Here is a 19,248-nt window from a genome sequence, read left to right on the forward strand (position 1 = left end):
AACGTATGTACACCAGGAAGATTAGGTTCGGCCCTCGCTTTGTCGCGCTCGGGCTCGCCGGTGCATTGATGTTGGCCGGGTGTGCCTCCAGTAGTGGGGGCACCTCGGGATCGGTTTCACCGAGCAGTAGTGGCGCAGCTGGTTTTGTGGGCGCCCCAGATGTGGGGGAGCGGATCGACGGCGGTGTTCTCACCTTCGGGTCCTATTCGTTCCCTTCCTCGTTGGACCCCATGAGAACGCAAGCCGCCGGTTCGACCGGCGGAACCGAAATGGCCGCGATTTACGACACGCTGGTACGCAGCGACTCCACAAACGGGAGCTTCGTGCCACAACTCGCGAAGACACTGTCGAACAACAGCGACTTCACTTCGTACACCGTCACTTTGGCTGATGGCCTCACCTTCAGTGACGGAAGTCCGCTCGACGCGGAAGCGGTGAAGTGGAGTATCGATCGATTCGTGGCAGGCAAGGGTGATGTATCGCAGACCTGGCTCAACATCGTGGATCGGATCGAGACGCTCGACGCCACCACAGTCGAATTCGTGCTCGAGCGGCCCTGGCGTCAATTCCCGGCGCTGTTGTCGCTCGGGCCCGGAATGATCGTTGCGCGAAGTTCAGGGGGAGGGGCAGGGTCGGTTTCAGGAACCGGGGAGGGAGCGTTCACACCGATCGGGGCGGGTCCGTTCACCTTGGCCAAGTTCGCCCCGCACGAAGAACTGGTACTCGCCGCACGCACGGATTATCAGGGCGGTAAACCTCCACTGGACACAGTGCGGTTTGTTCCCACGTCGGGTGCGCAGTCTCAGTACGAATCGTTGAAGAGCGGCCAGATCGACATGACGTACATCCTCCGCGACGAGGCCGTGATCGAACAAGTTCTCGACGACGGATACTCGGGTTACCTCAGTCCGACCGGACAGAACGGGATCGGCACGATCAACAATCGCGAGGGCAAGCCCGGGGCCGATGTACGCGTCCGTCAGGCGATCGCCTACGGGGTGGATCCGGCGGCGGTCAATACTCGTGCGAACAACGGATTGGGCACCGCCAGTTCCGATCTGGTCCCGCAGACGTCACGTTGGTTCAACAACACAGCAGGTATTCCGTTCGATCAGGTGAAGGCAAAGGCGCTGCTGGATCAAGCAAAGTCCGACGGGTACGACGGGAAACTCCGCTACCTCACCACCCCGGAGCCCAGCCAACAGGCGACGGCACTGACGGTTCAGGCGTCGCTGAACGCGATCGGTTTCGACGTCACCATCGACTACGCGACCGATGTGACCGATCTGGTTCGACGGGTATACAAGGACCACGATTTCGACATGACCAGAGGTGGCGCTCCGGTCGGAGAAGAAGCGCCGTACCTCAACTTGTACAACAGTATGGCCAGTGATTCGAAGAACAACCCGTCCGGCTTCGCGGACCCGGAGATGGACGCGATGATCACAGCTGTGCAGACGGCATCGACGGACGATGCTGTCCGTGAGGCGATCAGCAAGGTGCAGGAGTACGCCAACGCGACTGTGCCTTACGTGATCTGGGGGCCGGCGTCGGTGTTGACCGCATGGGACGGCAATGTTCACGGCGTCGTACGCAACATCACCGACATCATGTTCTTGGGCGGCGCTTGGATCTCGCCCAACGGCGAAACGGTGGAACGATGAAGTGGTCCTTGGCGGGTGCGATGATCGACGCCCTGGAACTGTGCGAGTTGGCGCAGGTCGCCGAAGAGGTGGGGTTCGACGGAATCGCGATGCCGGATTCCGTGTTCTATCCCGAGCAGGTGTCGGCGCCGTACCCGTACACTGCTGACGGGAAGCGGATGTGGGCGCCCGAGACGCCGATGCCTGATCCGTTCATTGCCATGGCGGCGATGGCGGCCGTCACATCGCGAATTCAGTTCTACACCAACGTGTTCAAACTTCCACTGCGCGATCCGCTGTTGACAGCCAAGCAGGTCGCGACCATGGCCGTGATGTCGAGGAACCGCGTCGCCCTCGGCGTCGGTTTGTCCTGGATTCCCGAGGAATTCACCTTCACCGGTACCGAGATGCGCACCCGCGGTGCGCGTACCGACGAAGCCATCGAGATCATCAAGGCGGTGTGTGCGGGACGTGGGCCGGAATGGGTCGAATACCACGGCAAGCACTACGATTTCGACGCTCTGATGATCAGTCCGGCTCCGGAGATTCCGGTTCCGATCTACATCGGTGGGCACAGCGAACCGGGGTTGCGTCGTGCAGCCAGGCTGGCTGACGGTTGGATGTCGGTGAACACGACCAAAGCCGAATTAGCCTGCGCTATCGATCGCCTCACGGAATTGCGGGTCGAGTACGGTCGTGCCGATGTTCCTTTCGGCGTCAACGTCTCGCCGACGGATGTTCGTGATCTGGACGGATATCGCGAACTCGAGACTCTCGGAGTCACGGAAATCAGAGTGTTGCCCTGGTATCGCTACGGAGTTGACGCCGGTGATCGTCAGGGGCGACTCGACTCCATTCGGCGGTTTGCCGAGGAGGTCATCACTCAGTACTGATCGATCAGCGTCTGCATCGCCCGGCCGTAGAGTTTTGCCAACTCGTCGCGATCTGCGGACTGGGGGATGCTCTCGTCGCTGAGGACGCTCAACAGGCCGGACACCTGGGCGGAGACCAGGAGTGCGCGGGTGTACGCGTCTTCACCGTCGAGGCGAGCGGCGAGATTGGTGGCAAACGTGCCTGTCATCTCGCGCAGTCGCTCCCGGATGCGTGGACTGTCCGACGCTCGCATGAGCGCTGTGTACACCGACAGCATCCGGGCGTCGGCCTTGCCCAGGACGAAGACTGCGATCCGCTCACCGAGGGTGTCGAGTGGGCCGTCGAACTGACCTTCGAAGTAGTCCGCAACCGGAGTGGTTTCCAGGAACAGCGCTTCCTTCGACCCGAAATGCCGGATGACCAGGGCCGGATCGATTCCGGCAACTTTGGCGATGGCGCGAACTGACGTGCCGCCGAACCCGTGCTCACCGAATAGTTGGAACGCTGCGGCGCGAATCGCCTCGGACGTCGAGGGCTGTTCCTGCTCTGGTGTGTGCTTCGTGGATGTCACGACATCGACCTCTGTGCTCGCTCGCCGACCTCGTTGTCAACGGCGTTGACTCTAACGTGTCAACAGTGTTGACTGTTGAGTCTGTCAACGGTGTTGACAGCTAGATGCGGTTAGTGAAGAGAGTGTGAAATATGACAGATACCGATGTCCGCGTTCCCAGTGAAGAGGTCGTCGATCCGCCGACCAACTGGAAGATGGTGGGCAGTGGACTCGCGTTTCCGCTGTTCTTCGTCATCATGTTCTGCCTGTGTTACGTCAGCGCGTTCCACTCGCCGATGCCGAACCAGGCACCGATCGTGGTGGTTGGTCCAGCATCTGTGACGGCGTCGTTGATCGAGGGAATCGAAGCCACGTCTGGCGACAAATTCGACCTCGTCGCCACAGAGAACTCGGCTGACGCGATCTCGCGCATCGACAACCGTGACGCTATCGGCGCCGTCGAGATCGGTGACACCGTGACCGCACATATCGCCACCGGTGCGGGCGCCTCGACGGTTTCCGTGGTGAGCAGCTTGGCGCATTCCGTCGCGGAGCAGACGGGGCAGCAGGTCACGGTGATCGACTCGGCGCCCGTCACGGCGCGCGACTCCTCGACCGTCGGGCTCTTCTACTTCCTGATCGTCTGCACCCTCGGTGGCTACTTGACCATCACGGTGCTCAGTCAGGTTGCGCCGAGAATGCGGCTGCGAGAGCAGTATTCGATCCTGGCCGGTGCGGCGATACTCACCCCGCTCATAGCCTTCGGAATCACCAGCATCTTCATGCACGCCTTCGGGGCGTCGGTCGGTCAGATCCTACAACTGCTGGGAATCTCGATGGTCTACACGTTCACCGTCGGTGCGGTGAGCATCCTGCTCAATCGACTGCTCGGCCAAGCCGCGATCTTCGCGGTGCTGACGGTGCTCGTCTTCATCAACAGCGGCCATGGAGCCCATCCGCTCCGTCATCTACTTCGATGGGAACGGCGCCGGACCGCGCCTGCTCGTTCTGGGGATCTGGCTGGTCGCGGCACTCGGCCTGACCGGACTGCTTGCCTCTCGGCAGTCGAAGAAGGCAGCAGCGCACTGAGCGTGGTGGGGCCGGCGATTGCCGACCCCACCCGAACTGTTTACTTCAGCCGTACGGCGTCCGTGCCCGGCCCGTCCAACATCGCCGACCCCAGCAGGATGTCCGGGATGCCGAAGCCGTCGATCAGCGTCTCGACGTGCGGGCGCAGGGTGCGGCACCGCTCGTTGATCCCGCGCGTCACGGCCTTCGAACGCTCCACCGACAGATGCCGGTGCTCCATGAACCAGGCCTTGTCCTCTTCGATCACGGACAGTGCGTAGAGATCGCACACCTCGCCGAAGAGTTCCTTTGCGGTCTCGTCCTCACACGAGTCGATGCCGGCGACGAATGCTTCCAGGATGACGCGCTCGATGTGCGCCTGAGCGGCTTTGAGTACGTGGTCCTGCACGAAGTTGAACGCGTCGAACGGGTTCTCCTCGCGTTTCTGCGCTGCCTGCAATCGCCTTGCCGCAGTGGCGAGTAGGTACTCCTCGCGGTCCTCGAACATCTTCATCTGGGTGCCGCGGTTGAAGAGGCTGCCGTCCTCTTCGTTGTCCTGGCGAGTGTCGACGATCGTCTGCAGGATCTGCTGCGCTGCCGTGCGCTTCTTGACCACGTCGGAGACCGTCGTAGCCGCGAAGCGCATCCAGTCGACCGGGCTCATGCCGCGGACTTCGTCGGCGTACGAGGTGAGGAGTTCTTTTGCGACCAACTGCGTCAGAACGTGGTTGTCACCCTCGAACGTGGTGAAGACGTCGGTGTCAGCCTTGAGCGCGGTGAGGCGGTTCTCGGCGAGATAGCCTGCGCCACCACAGGCTTCGCGTGCTTCCTGGATCGCCCGAGTGGCATGCCACGTGTTGGCGGCCTTGAGTCCGGCGGCACGACCCTCGAGTTCGCGCTGCTCCTGCGGGTCCGGGTCGTCGCTGCTCTGAATGTCGTGCATCGCGGCGACCAGTTCGTTCTGTGCGAACTGCAGAGCGTACGAGCGGGCGATCAACGGCAGCAGACGCTTCTGGTGGACGAGGTAGTCCATGATCAGGACCTCGTCGTCACTCTTCGGAGCACTGAACTGTCTGCGCTGCAGGGCATATCGACCGGCAATGGCCAATCCCACGCGGGCGGCCGCTGCCGCCGAACCACCGACGGTGACACGTCCACGAACCAATGTGCCGACCATCGTGAAGAACCGACGGTTCGGGTTCTCGATCGCCGAAGTGTACGTGCCGTCCTCGGCGACGTCGGCGTAACGGTTGAGCAGGTTCTCACGCGGGATGCGGACCTGGTCGAAGACGATGCGGCCGTTGTCGACTCCGGGCAGTCCACCCTTGAGCCCGCAGTCGGACGTCGTCACTCCGGGGAGGTCGTTGCCGGCGTCGTCACGAATCGGCACGACAAGGCAGTGGACGCCCTGGCTTTCGCCTCCGGTGATCAGCTGTGCGAACACTGCCGCGACAGTGGCGTGCTGGGCAGCGCCGCCGATGTAGTCCTTGCGAGAAGACGGAGTGGGGGAGTTGACGACGAACTCGCCCGTCTCGACGTCGTAGGTTGCCGTGGTTTCGAGTTCCTGGACGTCGCTGCCGTGACCGGTCTCGGTCATCGCAAAGCAACCGAGCAGGTCCAGATCGATCAGCGGCTTGACGTACGCCTGGTGGTGACGCTCGGTGCCGAGGTTTTCGATGGCGCCGCCGAACAGTCCCCACTGCACGCCGGCCTTGACCATCAGTGAGAGGTCGGACATCGCGAGCATCTCGATGCTGGTGACGGCGCCACCCGCGTCGCCCGTTCCGCCGTGAGAGACCGCGAAACCGTTTGCGGCGTAGCCGAGATCGGCGAGGACCCGCATCTGTTCGAGAGCCTTGGAGCGCGCAATGGCGGTGTTGGGTGTGTAGTGCGGAGCAAAACGTTCGTCGTTCAATTCGCCGCGAACGCGCTCACGCACCTCCCGCCAGCGTCCGTCGAGTGTTGTCCTGAGGTGGTCCGCTGTGGTGGCCATGGAACCGACGATAGCGCGTAGCGCACCGCGGGCAACCCGGTTCGATCCCAACCTCACATTCAGCAGGAGCCCGCGGCACCCGCTTCGATTCCTTGGCGGAAGAGTTCCTTCTCGCTCTCGGACATAGCCTGGTACGAAGGGTCGTTCTCGACGATCTTCAGGAAGTCGGCGCCCGCTGTCTGTGTCGACGTGTCGCCGCTCTGAACACGCTGCTGAACGTAGACGGACACTGCCGAACACCCGCCGAGAAACGCCGGGTCGGTGCTCGTTGCCGCGGTGGTTCGAGCCGAGTCTGTGGCGCTCGGCGGCGACGAAACTGTCGCCTTGTCGTCGTTCGAAGCGTCCGAACCACACGATGTGAGAAGAATCGCAGCCGAGACCATCAGCGTCGTCAACAGTCGCTTCATGCTCGGAATCGTCTCACGCGGGGCCCGGTTCGACCGGAAAACTCGCCTCGAGCACCGAAGTCCTACACCCTGTCGTTGTCAGATTCGACAGAACTGGGACACTGGAAGCCGTGACTGTGTCTTCCGGTGATCCCGACGTGCATGCAACGAACTCCGCTCGGCTCTTCGAACGTGCCGGCAACGTGATTCCGGGTGGCGTCAACTCGCCCGTCCGCGCGTTCGGTTCGGTCGGTGGAACACCGCGATTCATTCGCGAAGCATCCGGCTACACCCTCACCGACGTCGACGGGAACAATTACGTCGACCTGGTGTCGTCCTGGGGGCCGATGATTCTCGGGCACGCTCACCCGGCAGTCGTCGAAGCCGTTCGCGAAGCAGCGCTCGGCGGTCTCTCCTTCGGTGCGCCGACCGAAGGCGAAGTTGCCCTCGCCGAGGAAATCGTCGCCCGCGTCGCGCCCGTGGAAAAGGTTCGCCTGGTCAACTCCGGAACCGAAGCCACGATGAGCGCAGTCCGCCTCGCCCGCGGATTCACCGGGCGGACCAAAATCATCAAGTTCTCCGGTTGCTACCACGGCCACGTCGACGCCCTTCTCGCCGACGCCGGATCGGGCCTCGCGACGTTCGGGCTGCCGACCTCGCCCGGCGTGACCGGCGCTCAAGCCGAAGACACCATCGTCGTGCGCTACAACGATCTCGATGCGGTCGCCGCGGCGTTCGCCGCCAACCCCGGCGCCATCGCGTGCGTCATCACCGAAGCTGCCGCCGGAAACATGGGCGCCGTCGCACCGATTCCCGGTTTCAACGAGGGTCTGCGTCGTCTCACCCGTGAGCACGGCGCACTCCTGATCATGGACGAGGTGATGACGGGATTCCGCGTCAGCGCCTCGGGTTGGTACGGCATCGACAACGTCGCAGGCGACCTCTACACCTTCGGCAAGGTCATGAGCGGCGGCCTGCCTGCCGCAGCCTTCGGCGGCCGCGCCGACATCATGGGCCACCTCGCGCCGGACGGTCCCGTCTACCAGGCCGGCACCCTCTCGGGTAACCCCGTGGCCGTCGCCGCCGGACTCGCGAGTCTGCGCGCCGCCGACGCCGAGGTGTACGCCAAGCTCGGCCGGAACGCGACCGCCCTCGGCGACCTCATGACCCAAGCCCTCACCGCCGAAGGCGTCGAACACCGAGTGCAGTACGCCGGAACCTTGGTGAGCGTGTTCTTCACCGAGAACACGGTGACCAACTACGACGAAGCCAAAGCCGCGCAGACCTGGCGATTCCCCGCCTTCTTCCACGCGTTGCTCTCCCGCGGCGTGTACCCGCCGCCGAGCGCATTCGAAGCGTGGTTCGTCTCCGCTGCACTCGACGATCGAGCATTCTCGATCATCGCCGACGCCATGCCGCACGCCGCCAAGGCCGCAGCTGCTGCCGTCAAGCCCTGACACGTTCAAGTCCGAGCAACAACCGCACGCTTCCGACATCCATCTTCTTCAGCGAGGACCCTCGACTGTGACCGACGCCGATCACCCCGACCACACGTCCACCCGCACCATCGTCCACGTCCTTCGCCACGGCGAAGTTCACAACCCGCGCGGGATCCTCTACGGACGGCTCCCGGGTTTCCGGTTGTCGGTGGCGGGCGAAGCCCAGGCTCGTGCGGTCGCGTCGGTGCTCGCCGATCACGACATCACCCACGTGGTCGCGTCGCCGCTGCAGCGCGCACAAGAGACCGCGACGCCGATCGCCGAGGCACACAAGCTCGACATCGTCACCGACGAAAACCTCATCGAGGCAGGCAACGAGTTCGAGGGTCTCAAGGTTGCCGTCGGGGACGGTGCGCTCTCACGTCCGCGTCACTGGTGGAAATTGCGTGACCCGTTCACCCCGTCCTGGGGCGAGCCCTACCTGCAGATCGCTCATCGCATGCTCGCAGCCGTCAACGCCGCACGCGTCGCGGCAGTCGGACACGAAGCCGTCGTAGTCAGCCATCAGCTTCCGGTCTGGACACTGCGTCGATTCCTGCAGGGCGAGCGTCTCTGGCACGATCCCCGTCACCGTCAGTGTGGACTGGCCTCGTTGACCTCACTGGTCTACGAAGGCGACACCCTGGTCGACATCGTCTACTCCGAACCTGCCGGTGCCTCCGACCCGAGAGTGACAGGAGCATGATTTCGCGCCGCATCGCCGCAGCATTCGCAGCCGCTGCGTCGGCGATGCTTCTTCTCTCGTCCTGCGCGACCGGCGACGACGCCGTCGCACAGGGCGGAACTTTCGACTTCGTCTCACCGGGCGGGCAGACCAAGATCTTCTACGATCCACCGTCCGACCGCGGCACCATCGGCAAGCTCTCCGGGCCCGATCTGATGAACGAAGGTCAGAAGGTCGGCGTCGACGACTTCGAGGGCAAGGTCGTCGTCCTCAACGTCTGGGGTCAGTGGTGCGGGCCGTGCCGCGCCGAAGCCGACGACCTGGAACAGGTCTACGAGCAGACCAAGGATTCGGGCGTGCAGTTCCTCGGCATCAACGTCCGCGACGACACCAAGAACAAAGCGCAGGACTTCGTGGTCGACAACAAGGTCTCGTACCCGTCGATCTACGACCCGTCGATGCGTTCGCTGATCGCCCTCGGTGACGGCTACCCCACGTCGGTCATTCCGACGACGATCGTCCTGGACCGCCAGCATCGCGTTGCCGCGGTGTTCCTCCAAGAACTTCTCGCCGAGGATTTGCTGCCCGTCGTCCAGCGAGTAGCTCAGGAAGACGCGCAGTAAAGATGACAACCACGACCACCACGCTGCTGGCAGGCAGCGACACACTGAGTGCCGGTGTGGGCGAAGCGTTTCAGAACGCGGCGTCGTCCGGTCCGCTTCTGCTGGCCCTCGGCGCTTGTGTGCTCGCCGGTCTGGTGTCGTTCGCTTCACCGTGCGTCGTGCCGCTCGTCCCCGGCTACCTGTCCTACCTGGCCGGCGTCGTCGGCGCCGACGCCCCCGCGATCACCGCCGACGAGGCGAGGACCCGGACGATCACCCGGAGCAGCCGCCTGAGGGTCGCCGGTGCGGCCGGATTGTTCGTCGCCGGCTTCACCGTCGTCTTCGTTCTCGCGACCGCGTCGGTGTTCGGCGTGATCTCGACTCTGCTCGTCAACCGCGAGGTCCTGATGCGCGTGGGCGGTGTGGTCACGATCGCGATGGGCCTGGTGTTCATCGGACTCATCCCGGCGCTGCAGAAAGACGTCCGTTTCGAACCGCGTCGTGTGTCGTCGCTGGTGGGGGCGCCGCTGCTCGGGGGAGTGTTCGCGCTGGGGTGGACGCCATGCCTCGGGCCGACGTTGGCAGGCGTGATGTCCGTAGCCGCGGGAACCGACGGGATGACCGCCGCGCGCGGTGTCACCTTGATCGTCGCGTACTGCATCGGACTCGGCCTGCCGTTCATCTTTCTGGCGCTGGGGTCGGCGCGTGCGCTGACCGGCGTCGGCTGGTTGCGTCGTAATGCACGCACCATTCAAATTTTCGGCGGAATCATGTTGGTGGCAGTGGGAATCGCCCTCGTCACAGGCGCGTGGGACCAGTTCGTCGGCTGGGTTCGCGACGCATTTATCTCGGAGGTGACGCTGCCGATATGACAGCTGACGACAATAACGACAACCCGACACCCGTGCTGCCGAAGCAGTCGGTGATCGGTCGAGTCGTTGCACTCGGGCGCAACACCTGGCGCGGGCTCACCTCGATGCGGACCGCGCTGGTTCTGCTGTTCCTCCTCGCACTCGCTGCGATCCCCGGCGCCCTGCTGCCACAGCGAACCCTCAACGAGGGCAAGGTCGCCGACTACATCGCCGCGCGTCCGACGCTCGGTCCGTGGATGGACCGCCTCGAACTGTTCGACGTGTTCAGCAGCTTCTGGTTCACCGCGATCTACGCTTTGCTCTTCATCTCGCTGGTCGGCTGCATCCTGCCGCGTTGCGTGGAGCACGCGAAGGCGCTGCGCACCCGTCCGGTGAATGCGCCGCGCAATCTTGCTCGCCTGCCGCACCACACCAAGAGCGTCGTCGACGGCGAGACTCCCGACGAACTTGCTGCCCGTGTGTCGAAAGAACTACGTGGGTGGCGCGTCGAAACGCGTCGCGGCGATACGAAATCACGACGCGAAGGCGAGATCACCATCTCGGCGGAGAAGGGATACCTCCGCGAATTCGGCAACCTCGTGTTCCACCTGTCCCTGGTCGGATTGTTGATCGCGATTGCCGCGGGCAAGTTGTTCGGCTACGAGGGCAATCGCATCGTCATCGCCAACGACGGCCCCGGATTCTGCACGACTTCGCCGGCAGTGTTCGACTCGTTCGTCGCGGGCCTGAGCCTCGACGGCACCGGCATGACTCCGCTGTGTGTCCGTGTGAAGAATTTCCAGGCCGACTACCTCGAGACCGGTCAGGCCGAGATGTTCACCTCGGACATCTCGTACCAGGCAGGCGACGACCTCGAGTCCGATACCTGGCGGGACACGACCATCCAGGTGAACCACCCGCTGCGGATCGCCGGCGATCGTGTGTACCTGCAGGGACACGGATACGCGCCGACATTCACCGTCACGTTCCCGAACGGTGAGACCCGCACCGAGACGCTCCAGTGGCGTCCGGACGACGCCACGACGTTCCTGAGTAGTGGCGCGATGCGTTTCGACCCGCCGGGCGGCATGTATCCCGATACGGACGAGCGCCGGAAGAACCAGATTGCCATCGAAGGATTGTTCGCGCCCACAGCGCTGTTCCACGGCAACCTGCTGTCGTCGAGTTACCCGGCGATGAACGATCCGGCAGTCGCCATCGACATCTACAAGGGTGATACCGGACTCGATACCGGTAACCCGCAATCGCTGTTCGAGCTCAACACCGAACTGATCAATCAGGGCCGGCTGGTCAAGCAGGACCGAGTCAATCTGTTCCCGGGTGAGAGCGCGACGCTTGCCGACGGAACCCAGGTGCGATTCGATGGTGCCGTCGACTTCGTGAACCTGCAGGTCTCCCACGATCCCGCTCAGGTGTGGGTGTTGGTTTCGGCGTTGACCATGATGGCGGGCCTACTCGTCTCGCTCGTGATCAAGCGTCGCCGCGTCTGGGCACGTATCTATCCAGATGACGAACGACGTACTGTAGTAGAACTTGGTGGGCTTGCCCGCACCGACCACGCAGGATGGGGCGACGAGTTCGACCGCCTCGCCGACCGCTTGCTGAAAAGCAATCCGACCACCGCGGTGAACCAACCGCACGCGCAGGAGAACGCCCGATGACAACCAACGAGACACTCGCGCAGTACAGCGACTGGGCCTTCAAGTCCGCCTTCACCGTGCTTGTGCTGGCGTTTGTGCTGCTCATCGTGCAGTACGCGTCGGCCAGAGCAAAGGCGGTTCAGGACAAGGAACTGGTCACCGCCGGCGGAGTCGACGCGTCCGTGCCTGGCAGGGTCGCGGAGACTCCGACCAAGTCGCTCTCGGAGCGATTCGGCGGAATGGGCCGAGCTGTCTTGGTTGTCGGAACGGTACTGATCTTCGCGTCGATCGTGCTCCGCGGATTTGCGACGGAACGATTCCCACTCGGCAACATGTACGAATTCGTGGCGATGGCGTGTGCGGCGTCGTTGCTGGTCGGGCACGTCCTGCTGATCAAGCCGGCGTACCGTCCGATGTGGGTCTTCCTGCTGGTACCGGTTCTGATCTTGATGTTCCTCGCCGGCACGGTTCTCTACGCCGACGCGGCTCCCGTGGTTCCGGCGCTGCGCTCGTACTGGCTGCCGATTCACGTGACGATCGTCAGCGTCGGCTCCGGCATCTTCATGATCGGCGGTATCGCCAGCCTCCTGTTCCTGTTGCGACTGAAGTTCCCGCCCGGTGACGAAGGCACGAGCATCGGCGGCCGGATCGCAGAGCGACTGCCGGATGCCCAGACGCTCGACCGCTTGGCATACAAGAGCACGATCATCGCGTTTCCGCTGTTCGGCGCAGGTGTGATCCTCGGTGCGATCTGGGCGGAAGCTGCATGGGGACGCTTCTGGGGTTGGGACCCCAAAGAGACGATGTCCTTCATCGCCTGGGTGATCTACGCGGCCTACCTGCACGCGAGGGCAACGTCTGGTTGGCGGGAGACGAAGGCTGCCTGGATCAACATCGCCGGATTCGTTGCGATGCTGTTCAATCTCTTCATCATCAACATGGTCGTGTCCGGCTTGCACTCCTACGCGGGACTCAACTGATCCTCTCGAGGTACCGTGGGTGGCTGCCGACCGGTCTGTAGGTATTACCGGTGGGTAAGTCAGGGGCGGCGCCAGCTACGATGCAGCTTGGTGAATTACTAGCTGTCTGGTAGCTGCGGGATCGACGAGGGGGAACTGCGAGATGGCCGACAAGATCGAAGACGCCGGAGCAGGATTGTGGGAGCCGGTGCGTCCTGCCGAGCCGACGCGGCGCGAGCTACGCACATCCGCGCCCGAGCTGTCATCCGACTCGGTTCCCAGTGATGTTCGCAGTCTCTTCGTGGCCCCGGTCGACTCCGGCCCGCTCCAGCAAGTCGCCGGCCAGGCGCCCAGTGCACCCGCCGCTCCGCCGCCGGCGACGACCCCAGCGGCTCCGGCGGCGCCGGTACCAGGTCCCAAGACTCCGGTCATCCAGTATCCGGCAGCACAGCCCGGCCCGATCAACGGCCAGTTCTCGACCTCGCCCGCGATGCCGATGCAGACCTACGAACCTACGAATCGTGCAGGGTCGGTTCCGGATTCGCGAACTGGCGCTCCGCAGCCTGTCCAGAATTCGCAGCCTGTCCAGAATCCGCTGCCTGTCCAGAATTCGCTGCCTGTCCAGAATTCGCAGCCCAGTCCGACCGCGCATGGATCCGCGAGACCGCTCCAGCACCCGCAGGCGCCTTTTGCGCCCGGCGTGCATCCGCCAAATCCCGTGATTCGGCAGTTCGGGCACCTCGGCGCTGCGCCGGTGCAGAACGGCCACGCCCTCCAGAATGGTCAGGCCATGCCGATGGCCCCGCCGACAGCGCCACCTACTCGCGCTCCGATGCCGCAGAGCGGATTCAACTCGGCTCCGGACAGTCGCTTCGAGTCGGCTCTCCCGATGACTGCGCAAGATCTCTCGGCTGCGCTCCTCGTCAAGCGGCCTGTCCGGCCTGCCCCGGTGGGTGGCTGGCGCAAGGCGCTGTACACGTTGTCCGGCCGATCGGTGAACCTCGGAAACGGTGCAAAGGAGCAGCACCTCGTCGAGTTGACGCGCCAGATCAACCAGCCGCTGCAGGGCTGCTACAAGGTTGCGGTGCTCAGTCTCAAAGGTGGCGTCGGAAAAACCACGACCACTGCGACACTTGGGTCGATGTTCGGCTCGATCCGCGGCGATCGCGTCGTCGCTGTCGATGCAAACCCCGACCGGGGAACGCTGAGCCAGAAGATCCCGCTCGAAACTCCGGCAACAGTGCGAAACCTGTTGCGCGACGAGAACAGTATCGAGAAGTACAGCGACGTCCGCGGCTACACATCGCAGAATCGCCACCGTCTCGAAGTGCTTGCATCCGACAGTGATCCAGCAGTTTCAGAGGCCTTCAGCGGCGGGGACTACACGCGCACGGTCGACATGCTCGAGAAGTTCTACAGCATAGTTCTGACCGACTGCGGCACCGGATTGATGCACTCGGCGATGCAGGCCATTCTCGAAGGTGCAGATTCGTTGATCGTCGTCAGTTCCGGATCTGTCGACGGTGCACGTAGCGCCTCCGCGACACTTGATTGGCTCGACGCTCACGGTTACAGCAGGCTGGTCGCCACGTCCGTAGCCGTCATCAACGCGGTACGGCCTCGCTCGGGCAAGGTTGATCTGCCCCGGGTCGTCGAGCATTTCGAGCAGCGCTGTCGAGCGGTGAGACTGATTCCGTTCGATCCGCATTTGGAAGAGGGCGCCGAAATCGATCTGGACCGGCTGCGTCCAGGTACTCGGGAAGCGGTGCTGGAGTTGGCTGCCGTGGTTGCGCAGGACTTTCCGGCCTCCCCGTTCGCGTTGCCGGGGCGGTAATCGGATAGCCGGGTGAGCCCGGACGCTACGTCGACGTGTCAGTCGGCGGTACGTCCGGCCCTTCCGTGCGCTTGCGTCGTGTTTGCTGGTTCACATTCCACAGGAATTCGGGATCGTCGTCCGGCCCGCGTACGCCGCTCACCGGGGTACGCGTAGACGGATCGGGCCCGAACGCCTTCCACATCAGAACGATCAATGTCACCAAACCCACCAACGCCAACAGATACAACACGGCGCACCTCCTCAGGGAACTGAAGTCGAGCCTACTCAGTCTCCGGCCCGCTTCACCAGAAGTGGTGCGGACAAGCGTTTCGGCTCGGTGCGCTAGTGCTGTATCTGTCGGGTCCTGCAAGATCTGTCGGGTACTACATGTACTTCGACGTGAGCTGAAGTTGCTCAGTTGTTGTCCGCTTCGGTGGTCAGCGAGCGCAGAAGCTGCATGACCTCGGTCTCACGGAATCGACGATGTCCTCCTGGTGTGCGAAGCGAGCCCAGTCGTCCGGCGTGTGCCCAGCGGGTCACGGTCTTGGGATCGACATGAAACAATGCCGCTACCTGTCCGGGCGTCATGAGTGCGTCTGCGGCGGTATTGAAGGTTGGTGCGCTCATTGTGAGGTCCTCCATGTTGATGTCGAACGTTTGACGAACAGTGATTCCGAACCGAGCAGTGATTCCGAACTTTGGTTCCGAACCGTTGTGTCGACCAGTTGCCAAAAACCTGCGTCGAGTTTGTTTCGAAGTCCTTCGCTCACATTCGACCGTTTTCTGAGTGGTAGCGCAATGTTTGCACAGATATAGCCGGGTAGTCGATCTTTCAAGATAAAGTAATGTTTAAGTAAAGGACAAAATGGATATAGCGGGCTCAGTCCCACCCGTATTCGGAATGGGTAACCTGAGAGGGTGAGTCAGTTGTCTGAAAACCCCGAAAATGTTCCTTCTGAGCCGGTCAAGGCCAGTAAACCCTCCGCAAACTCTGGGCAAGCAAAGTCGGCTGCCGGGCCGGTGACCAAGGGTCAACTGGCCCGCGACGTGGTGCTGTACTCGGTCGCTCGGCTGCTGCTTGTCGTCGTGATCGGTGCCGTCATCATCGGTGGCGGAAAGCTCGCCGGCACCGACGTTCCCCTGATCGTCGCGGCACTGTTCGCAGTTCTGATCGCGCTGCCGCTGTCGCTGCTGCTCTTCGCGAAACTGCGCAAGCGTGTCAATGCGGGCATCGCGGCGGTCGACGCCCAGCGTCGGTCCGATCGTGACGATCTTCGCTCCAAGCTGCGCGGAGACGGGCGGTGACCACGGAGTCGCTCGACGTCGACCGTCGGACCTCGCGCCAGTGGGTCGACAACGCGGTGCGGCTGATCGAAGCCGACGCGCAACGCAGCGCGGACACTCACCTACTGCGCTATCCGCTGCCGAGTAACTGGACCGTCCAGCTCTATCTGAAGGACGAGTCGACCCACATCACGGGAAGTCTCAAGCATCGACTCGCACGGTCGCTTTTCCTCTACGCGATCTGCAACGGCTGGGTTACCGAAGAGACCACCGTCATCGAAGCGTCGTCAGGTTCGACGGCTGTCAGCGAGGCGTATTTCGCGAAGTTGCTCGGCCTGGATTTTGTCGCGGTGATGCCCGCGAGCACGAGTCCCGCCAAGATCGCACTGATCGAGGCGCAGGGCGGACGTTGTCATTTCGTGAGCGATCCGTCCTCGATCTACTCGGAATCACATCGGCTCGCGAGTGAGTTGAACGGTCACTACATGGACCAGTTCACCCACGCCGAGCGCGCGACGGACTGGCGTGGAAACAACAACATCGCCGAATCGATCTTCACTCAGCTCGAGCACGAGGAACATCCGATTCCCGACTGGGTGGTCGCCGGAGCCGGGACGGGCGGAACCGGCGCCACGATCGGCCGCTTTCTTCGCTATCGGAAATTCGACACGGGGCTGTGCGTGGTAGATCCGGAGCACTCCGTGTTCTTCGACGCGTGGCGAGCGAGCGATCCGTCGATCGTCGGTACACGGGGTTCCCGGATCGAGGGCATCGGCCGTCCGCGCGTCGAACCGTCGTTTGTCGGTCAGGTGGTCGACCGAATGATCAAGGTGCCGGACGCAGGCTCGATCGCAGCCGCCCGGCACGCCAGCACAGCCCTGGGGCGCAAAGTAGGTGGCTCGACGGGGACGAACCTGTGGGGAGCTTTTGCGTTGATTGCCGAGATGATGGCAGCCGGGCGCAGCGGCAGCGTCGTCACGCTGCTGTGCGACGGCGGAGAGCGTTACTCGGGCACGTACTACAACGACGAATGGGTGGCGTCGGAAGGGATCGACCTGCTCGGTCCGACGGCAGTGTTGGACGAGTTCGTCCGTTCGGGTGCGTGGACGGCCAGTTCCTGAATCGCCGGCGCCGGACCGTGTGACGGGCGGCTCATCGTCACCCGCGGCCAGGCGTCCAGCCCGGACGACTGCTCGTCCGTTCTGATGCGTATCAGGCCGGGAGAGAGCGTGTTCTCGGCCAGACGCACGAACCCGAGTCGCTCGTAGTACGGCGCGTTCCACGGAACGTCGACGAACGTCGTCAGAGTCACGAGATCGTGGTGATGGTCCGCCGCCCATTCGGTGACGGCGTCGATCAGCTGAGCTCCGAGGCCCTTGCGGGCATGATCGGGGTGAACGGAAACCTGTTCGATATGTGCACCGCCGTCCACGATCTCGACGAGCGCGTACGCAACGGGTACGTCGTTTGCGTCGGTCTGAACCCAGATGTGCTCGGCTGCGAGAAAATCGTTCAACTCGTCGAGCGTCGGCGGTGGATCGTCTGCGATGGCGTCCATCCCGATGTCTCGGAACGGTTCGCCCGCGGCGATCTCGATCTGTTGCAGTGCGGGTAGGTCGGTGGATATGGCCGAGCGGATCACAGAAACCGTTTTACCTCGAGAGTGGAGTTTCTCCCAGCGCTACGCCTTCTGTAACGCAAACCTACGCAACCGTAGGTTGTGTATCGTTTGGTCAAGGGGCACTTCTCCAGCGAGGGCGGATCATGGGCAATCCTGAAGTTTCACTCGACAATTACGAGGCTGTGTACGAGTACTACCGCAGTCATCAGCAGAACCGATTTGTGGCGAAGCTCGCTTATGCCGCGTTGGCGCTGAAGTACCGCCCGCGAGTGAGGTACGCGCCGGGTGCGGAAGCGGCGCTGAAGACTCTGCTGGAACGAAAGACGCAGTTGGTCGTGGCAGTCAATCATCTGACCGAGAGCGACCAGTTCACGCTCGCGGCGACCGCGTGGCGTACTCCGTTGCGTCGAGTGATCGGACGGACCCGGGTCCTCGCCAAAGACGAACTCTTCGTTGATCCTTCACAGCGCAAGAAGGTCGACATGATGGGCAGCATCCCGGTTTTTCGCAGCAAGAACTACGGCCTCCGGGCTGTTTCGGATGCCGGCCGAGTGATGATGGACGTCGCGGCCGAGCGGCTGGGCAACGGGGACTGTCTGGCGATTTTCCCGGAAGGGACGTGCAACACCGAAGACCCGACGCGGCTGCAGCACGTCAACAGCGGAATCGGCCACATCGTCGCGCGCGCCGAGAAGTTGGGCTGCTCACCGGCCCTGGTGTCGATCGGCATCAATTACGGTCCGGTGGCCGGCGACGTCAAGGCTGCGAGTGTCTTTGTCGGAATGCCGGTGACCGAACTTCCGGACAAGCCGATGGATATCGCCCGAACTGTGCAGGCCGACTTGCAGGTGGCAGTGAACGGAGCCGTCGCCGGATACTAGGCGTGCCTGTCAATTTTGGTTGACAGATTTCGGTTGTCAACCTAAATTGACATCATGACCGAAGCAACCTCTCTCGCTGCTGCCGCCGGTAGCCCGGATCCCACCGAGGGATTGCGTGCTGTTCGAGCGCTGCGTCGTCTACTCGAAAAACTCGAGGCCATTCAGGTCGCCAACGCGCGCCGTCACGGATGGTCCTGGCAGGCGATCGCGGAAGCTCTCGAGGTCAGCCGTCAAGCCGTCCACAAGAAATACGCGTCCGCGCAGTCGGAATCGATGCTGCGTTCACTGCGCGAGAAGGGCAGGTAATTGCCATGTTCGAAAGGTTCTCCGCACAGGCTCGTGGCGTCGTTGTCGATGCTGTCGCCGGATCCGGTCCGGTCACGCCGATGGAACTTCTGACCGCGCTGCTCACCTCTGATCGGGGCATCGCCACCGAGGTGCTCACCGAGTCCGGTGTCTCCCTCGACGTGATCCGCCACGCCGGCGCTGGATCGAACGAAGGTAGCTCGAACAATTTCGACGACGCCGAGATGCTCAAGTCGATCGGCATCGATCTCGATGCGGTTCGGGAGAGTCTCGAGCAGTCCTTCGGCGAAGGTGTGCTGGACGAGACTCCTGTGCCGGACGGCGTCGACACTTCTCGCAAGAGTCGATTTGGGTTCCCTCGTTCACGATTCGAGAAGGACTCCAAGAAGGTGTTGGAACTCTCGCTTCGTGAAGCGCTCGCGCACAAGGACAATCGAATCGGTGCCGAACACATTCTGCTCGGCATCCTGCGTGTCGCCGACGGGCCTACCCGTCAGGCCCTCGAAACGCAGGTCACGATGTCGGTGATCCGTGAGCGCTTGGAAGCGAAGATGAATCGCGCCGCCTAGATTCGGCACGGCTCCGCATGCA

At 63.0% G+C, this 19,248-nt stretch carries 20 protein-coding genes; 14 read left to right on the top strand and 6 right to left on the bottom strand.

Features of this window, described 5'->3' with window-relative positions; all coding sequences use genetic code 11:
- Nucleotides 1–5 precede the first annotated feature (5 nt).
- Nucleotides 6–1,664, top strand: coding sequence for an ABC transporter substrate-binding protein (locus tag ACKAMS_RS01495; RefSeq protein WP_408988515.1), 1,659 nt, complete (start codon nt 6–8; stop codon nt 1,662–1,664).
- On the top strand, nt 1,661–2,536 hold the full coding sequence (locus ACKAMS_RS01500) for a TIGR03619 family F420-dependent LLM class oxidoreductase (protein ID WP_408988516.1): 876 nt from the start codon (nt 1,661–1,663) through the stop codon (nt 2,534–2,536). The genes ACKAMS_RS01495 and ACKAMS_RS01500 overlap by 4 nt, the downstream gene beginning before the upstream one ends.
- Here the strand turns inward: ACKAMS_RS01500 and ACKAMS_RS01505 are convergent.
- The 3 genes from ACKAMS_RS01505 to ACKAMS_RS01515 form a co-directional block, all read right to left on the bottom strand.
- Entirely contained in the window at nt 2,527–3,087 is a 561-nt protein-coding gene (locus ACKAMS_RS01505; protein WP_020968944.1) for a TetR family transcriptional regulator, read from the bottom strand. The two genes, ACKAMS_RS01500 and ACKAMS_RS01505, sit on opposite strands and share 10 nt — an antisense overlap.
- A 1,108-nt stretch (nt 3,088–4,195) precedes the next feature.
- Complete coding sequence (locus ACKAMS_RS01510; RefSeq protein ID WP_408988517.1) at nt 4,196–6,127, bottom strand: acyl-CoA dehydrogenase; 1,932 nt, start codon at nt 6,125–6,127, stop codon at nt 4,196–4,198.
- 59 nt (nt 6,128–6,186) lie between these two features.
- Nucleotides 6,187–6,534, bottom strand: coding sequence for a hypothetical protein (locus ACKAMS_RS01515; RefSeq protein ID WP_007735283.1), 348 nt, complete (start codon nt 6,532–6,534; stop codon nt 6,187–6,189).
- Between the two features lie 110 nt (nt 6,535–6,644).
- Between ACKAMS_RS01515 and hemL the strand changes: the two genes are divergently transcribed.
- The 7 genes from hemL (at nt 6,645) to ACKAMS_RS01550 (ending at nt 14,583) form a co-directional block, all read left to right on the top strand.
- Nucleotides 6,645–7,970, top strand: coding sequence for a glutamate-1-semialdehyde 2,1-aminomutase (hemL, locus tag ACKAMS_RS01520; protein WP_283384609.1), 1,326 nt, complete (start codon nt 6,645–6,647; stop codon nt 7,968–7,970).
- A gap of 67 nt (nt 7,971–8,037) precedes the next feature.
- Complete coding sequence (locus ACKAMS_RS01525; protein WP_003941868.1) at nt 8,038–8,697, top strand: histidine phosphatase family protein; 660 nt, start codon at nt 8,038–8,040, stop codon at nt 8,695–8,697.
- A complete protein-coding gene (locus ACKAMS_RS01530; protein ID WP_003942071.1) occupies nt 8,694–9,299 on the top strand; it encodes a TlpA disulfide reductase family protein in 606 nt (201 codons plus the stop codon). The genes ACKAMS_RS01525 and ACKAMS_RS01530 overlap by 4 nt, the downstream gene beginning before the upstream one ends.
- A 2-nt stretch (nt 9,300–9,301) precedes the next feature.
- Nucleotides 9,302–10,150, top strand: a complete 849-nt coding sequence (locus ACKAMS_RS01535) for a cytochrome c biogenesis CcdA family protein (protein ID WP_019744353.1) — start codon at nt 9,302–9,304, stop codon at nt 10,148–10,150.
- Nucleotides 10,147–11,811 carry a cytochrome c biogenesis protein ResB gene (locus tag ACKAMS_RS01540; protein ID WP_021333939.1) on the top strand — a complete coding sequence of 555 codons (1,665 nt, stop codon included), beginning with the start codon at nt 10,147–10,149 and terminating at the stop codon, nt 11,809–11,811. Before ACKAMS_RS01535 ends, ACKAMS_RS01540 begins: the two co-directional genes overlap by 4 nt.
- Nucleotides 11,808–12,770 (top strand): c-type cytochrome biogenesis protein CcsB, encoded by a 963-nt coding sequence (ccsB, locus tag ACKAMS_RS01545; RefSeq protein ID WP_047889757.1) that lies wholly within the window; start codon nt 11,808–11,810, stop codon nt 12,768–12,770. Before ACKAMS_RS01540 ends, ccsB begins: the two co-directional genes overlap by 4 nt.
- Before the next feature lie 469 nt (nt 12,771–13,239).
- The gene (locus tag ACKAMS_RS01550; RefSeq protein ID WP_408988543.1) at nt 13,240–14,583 is read left to right on the top strand and encodes an AAA family ATPase; all 1,344 of its coding nucleotides are present in this window, start codon (nt 13,240–13,242) and stop codon (nt 14,581–14,583) included.
- A 25-nt stretch (nt 14,584–14,608) separates the two neighbouring features.
- Here ACKAMS_RS01550 and ACKAMS_RS01555 read toward each other — a convergent pair whose 3' ends face one another.
- Both ACKAMS_RS01555 and ACKAMS_RS01560 read right to left on the bottom strand, forming a co-directional pair.
- The gene (locus ACKAMS_RS01555; RefSeq protein WP_019744349.1) at nt 14,609–14,815 is read right to left on the bottom strand and encodes a hypothetical protein; all 207 of its coding nucleotides are present in this window, start codon (nt 14,813–14,815) and stop codon (nt 14,609–14,611) included.
- Between the two features lie 164 nt (nt 14,816–14,979).
- Nucleotides 14,980–15,192, bottom strand: coding sequence for a BldC family transcriptional regulator (locus tag ACKAMS_RS01560; protein WP_003942029.1), 213 nt, complete (start codon nt 15,190–15,192; stop codon nt 14,980–14,982).
- A gap of 291 nt (nt 15,193–15,483) precedes the next feature.
- On the opposite strand from ACKAMS_RS01560, the gene ACKAMS_RS01565 reads away from it, so the two are divergent.
- Nucleotides 15,484–15,870: a DUF4229 domain-containing protein gene (locus ACKAMS_RS01565; protein ID WP_019744347.1), complete on the top strand. Its 387-nt coding sequence runs from the start codon at nt 15,484–15,486 to the stop codon at nt 15,868–15,870.
- On the top strand, nt 15,867–16,970 hold the full coding sequence (locus tag ACKAMS_RS01570; RefSeq protein WP_408988518.1) for a PLP-dependent cysteine synthase family protein: 1,104 nt from the start codon (nt 15,867–15,869) through the stop codon (nt 16,968–16,970). Before ACKAMS_RS01565 ends, ACKAMS_RS01570 begins: the two co-directional genes overlap by 4 nt.
- Here the strand turns inward: ACKAMS_RS01570 and ACKAMS_RS01575 are convergent.
- Nucleotides 16,868–17,491: a GNAT family N-acetyltransferase gene (locus ACKAMS_RS01575; protein ID WP_020968948.1), complete on the bottom strand. Its 624-nt coding sequence runs from the start codon at nt 17,489–17,491 to the stop codon at nt 16,868–16,870. The genes ACKAMS_RS01570 and ACKAMS_RS01575 overlap by 103 nt on opposite strands.
- 122 nt (nt 17,492–17,613) lie before the next feature.
- Here ACKAMS_RS01575 and ACKAMS_RS01580 point away from each other — a divergent pair, with 122 nt between their 5' ends.
- The 3 genes from ACKAMS_RS01580 to ACKAMS_RS01590 are packed head-to-tail and all read left to right on the top strand — an operon-like array spanning nt 17,614 to nt 19,226.
- Nucleotides 17,614–18,351: a 1-acyl-sn-glycerol-3-phosphate acyltransferase gene (locus ACKAMS_RS01580; protein ID WP_003941959.1), complete on the top strand. Its 738-nt coding sequence runs from the start codon at nt 17,614–17,616 to the stop codon at nt 18,349–18,351.
- 54 nt (nt 18,352–18,405) lie between these two features.
- The gene (locus ACKAMS_RS01585; RefSeq protein ID WP_003941869.1) at nt 18,406–18,657 is read left to right on the top strand and encodes an HTH domain-containing protein; all 252 of its coding nucleotides are present in this window, start codon (nt 18,406–18,408) and stop codon (nt 18,655–18,657) included.
- 5 nt (nt 18,658–18,662) lie between these two features.
- Complete coding sequence (locus ACKAMS_RS01590; protein ID WP_408988519.1) at nt 18,663–19,226, top strand: Clp protease N-terminal domain-containing protein; 564 nt, start codon at nt 18,663–18,665, stop codon at nt 19,224–19,226.
- Nucleotides 19,227–19,248 lie beyond the last annotated feature (22 nt).

Source organism: Rhodococcus sp. 5A-K4 (genome assembly GCF_046097995.1).
Classification (GTDB): Bacteria; Actinomycetota; Actinomycetes; order Mycobacteriales; family Mycobacteriaceae; genus Rhodococcus_F; species Rhodococcus_F erythropolis.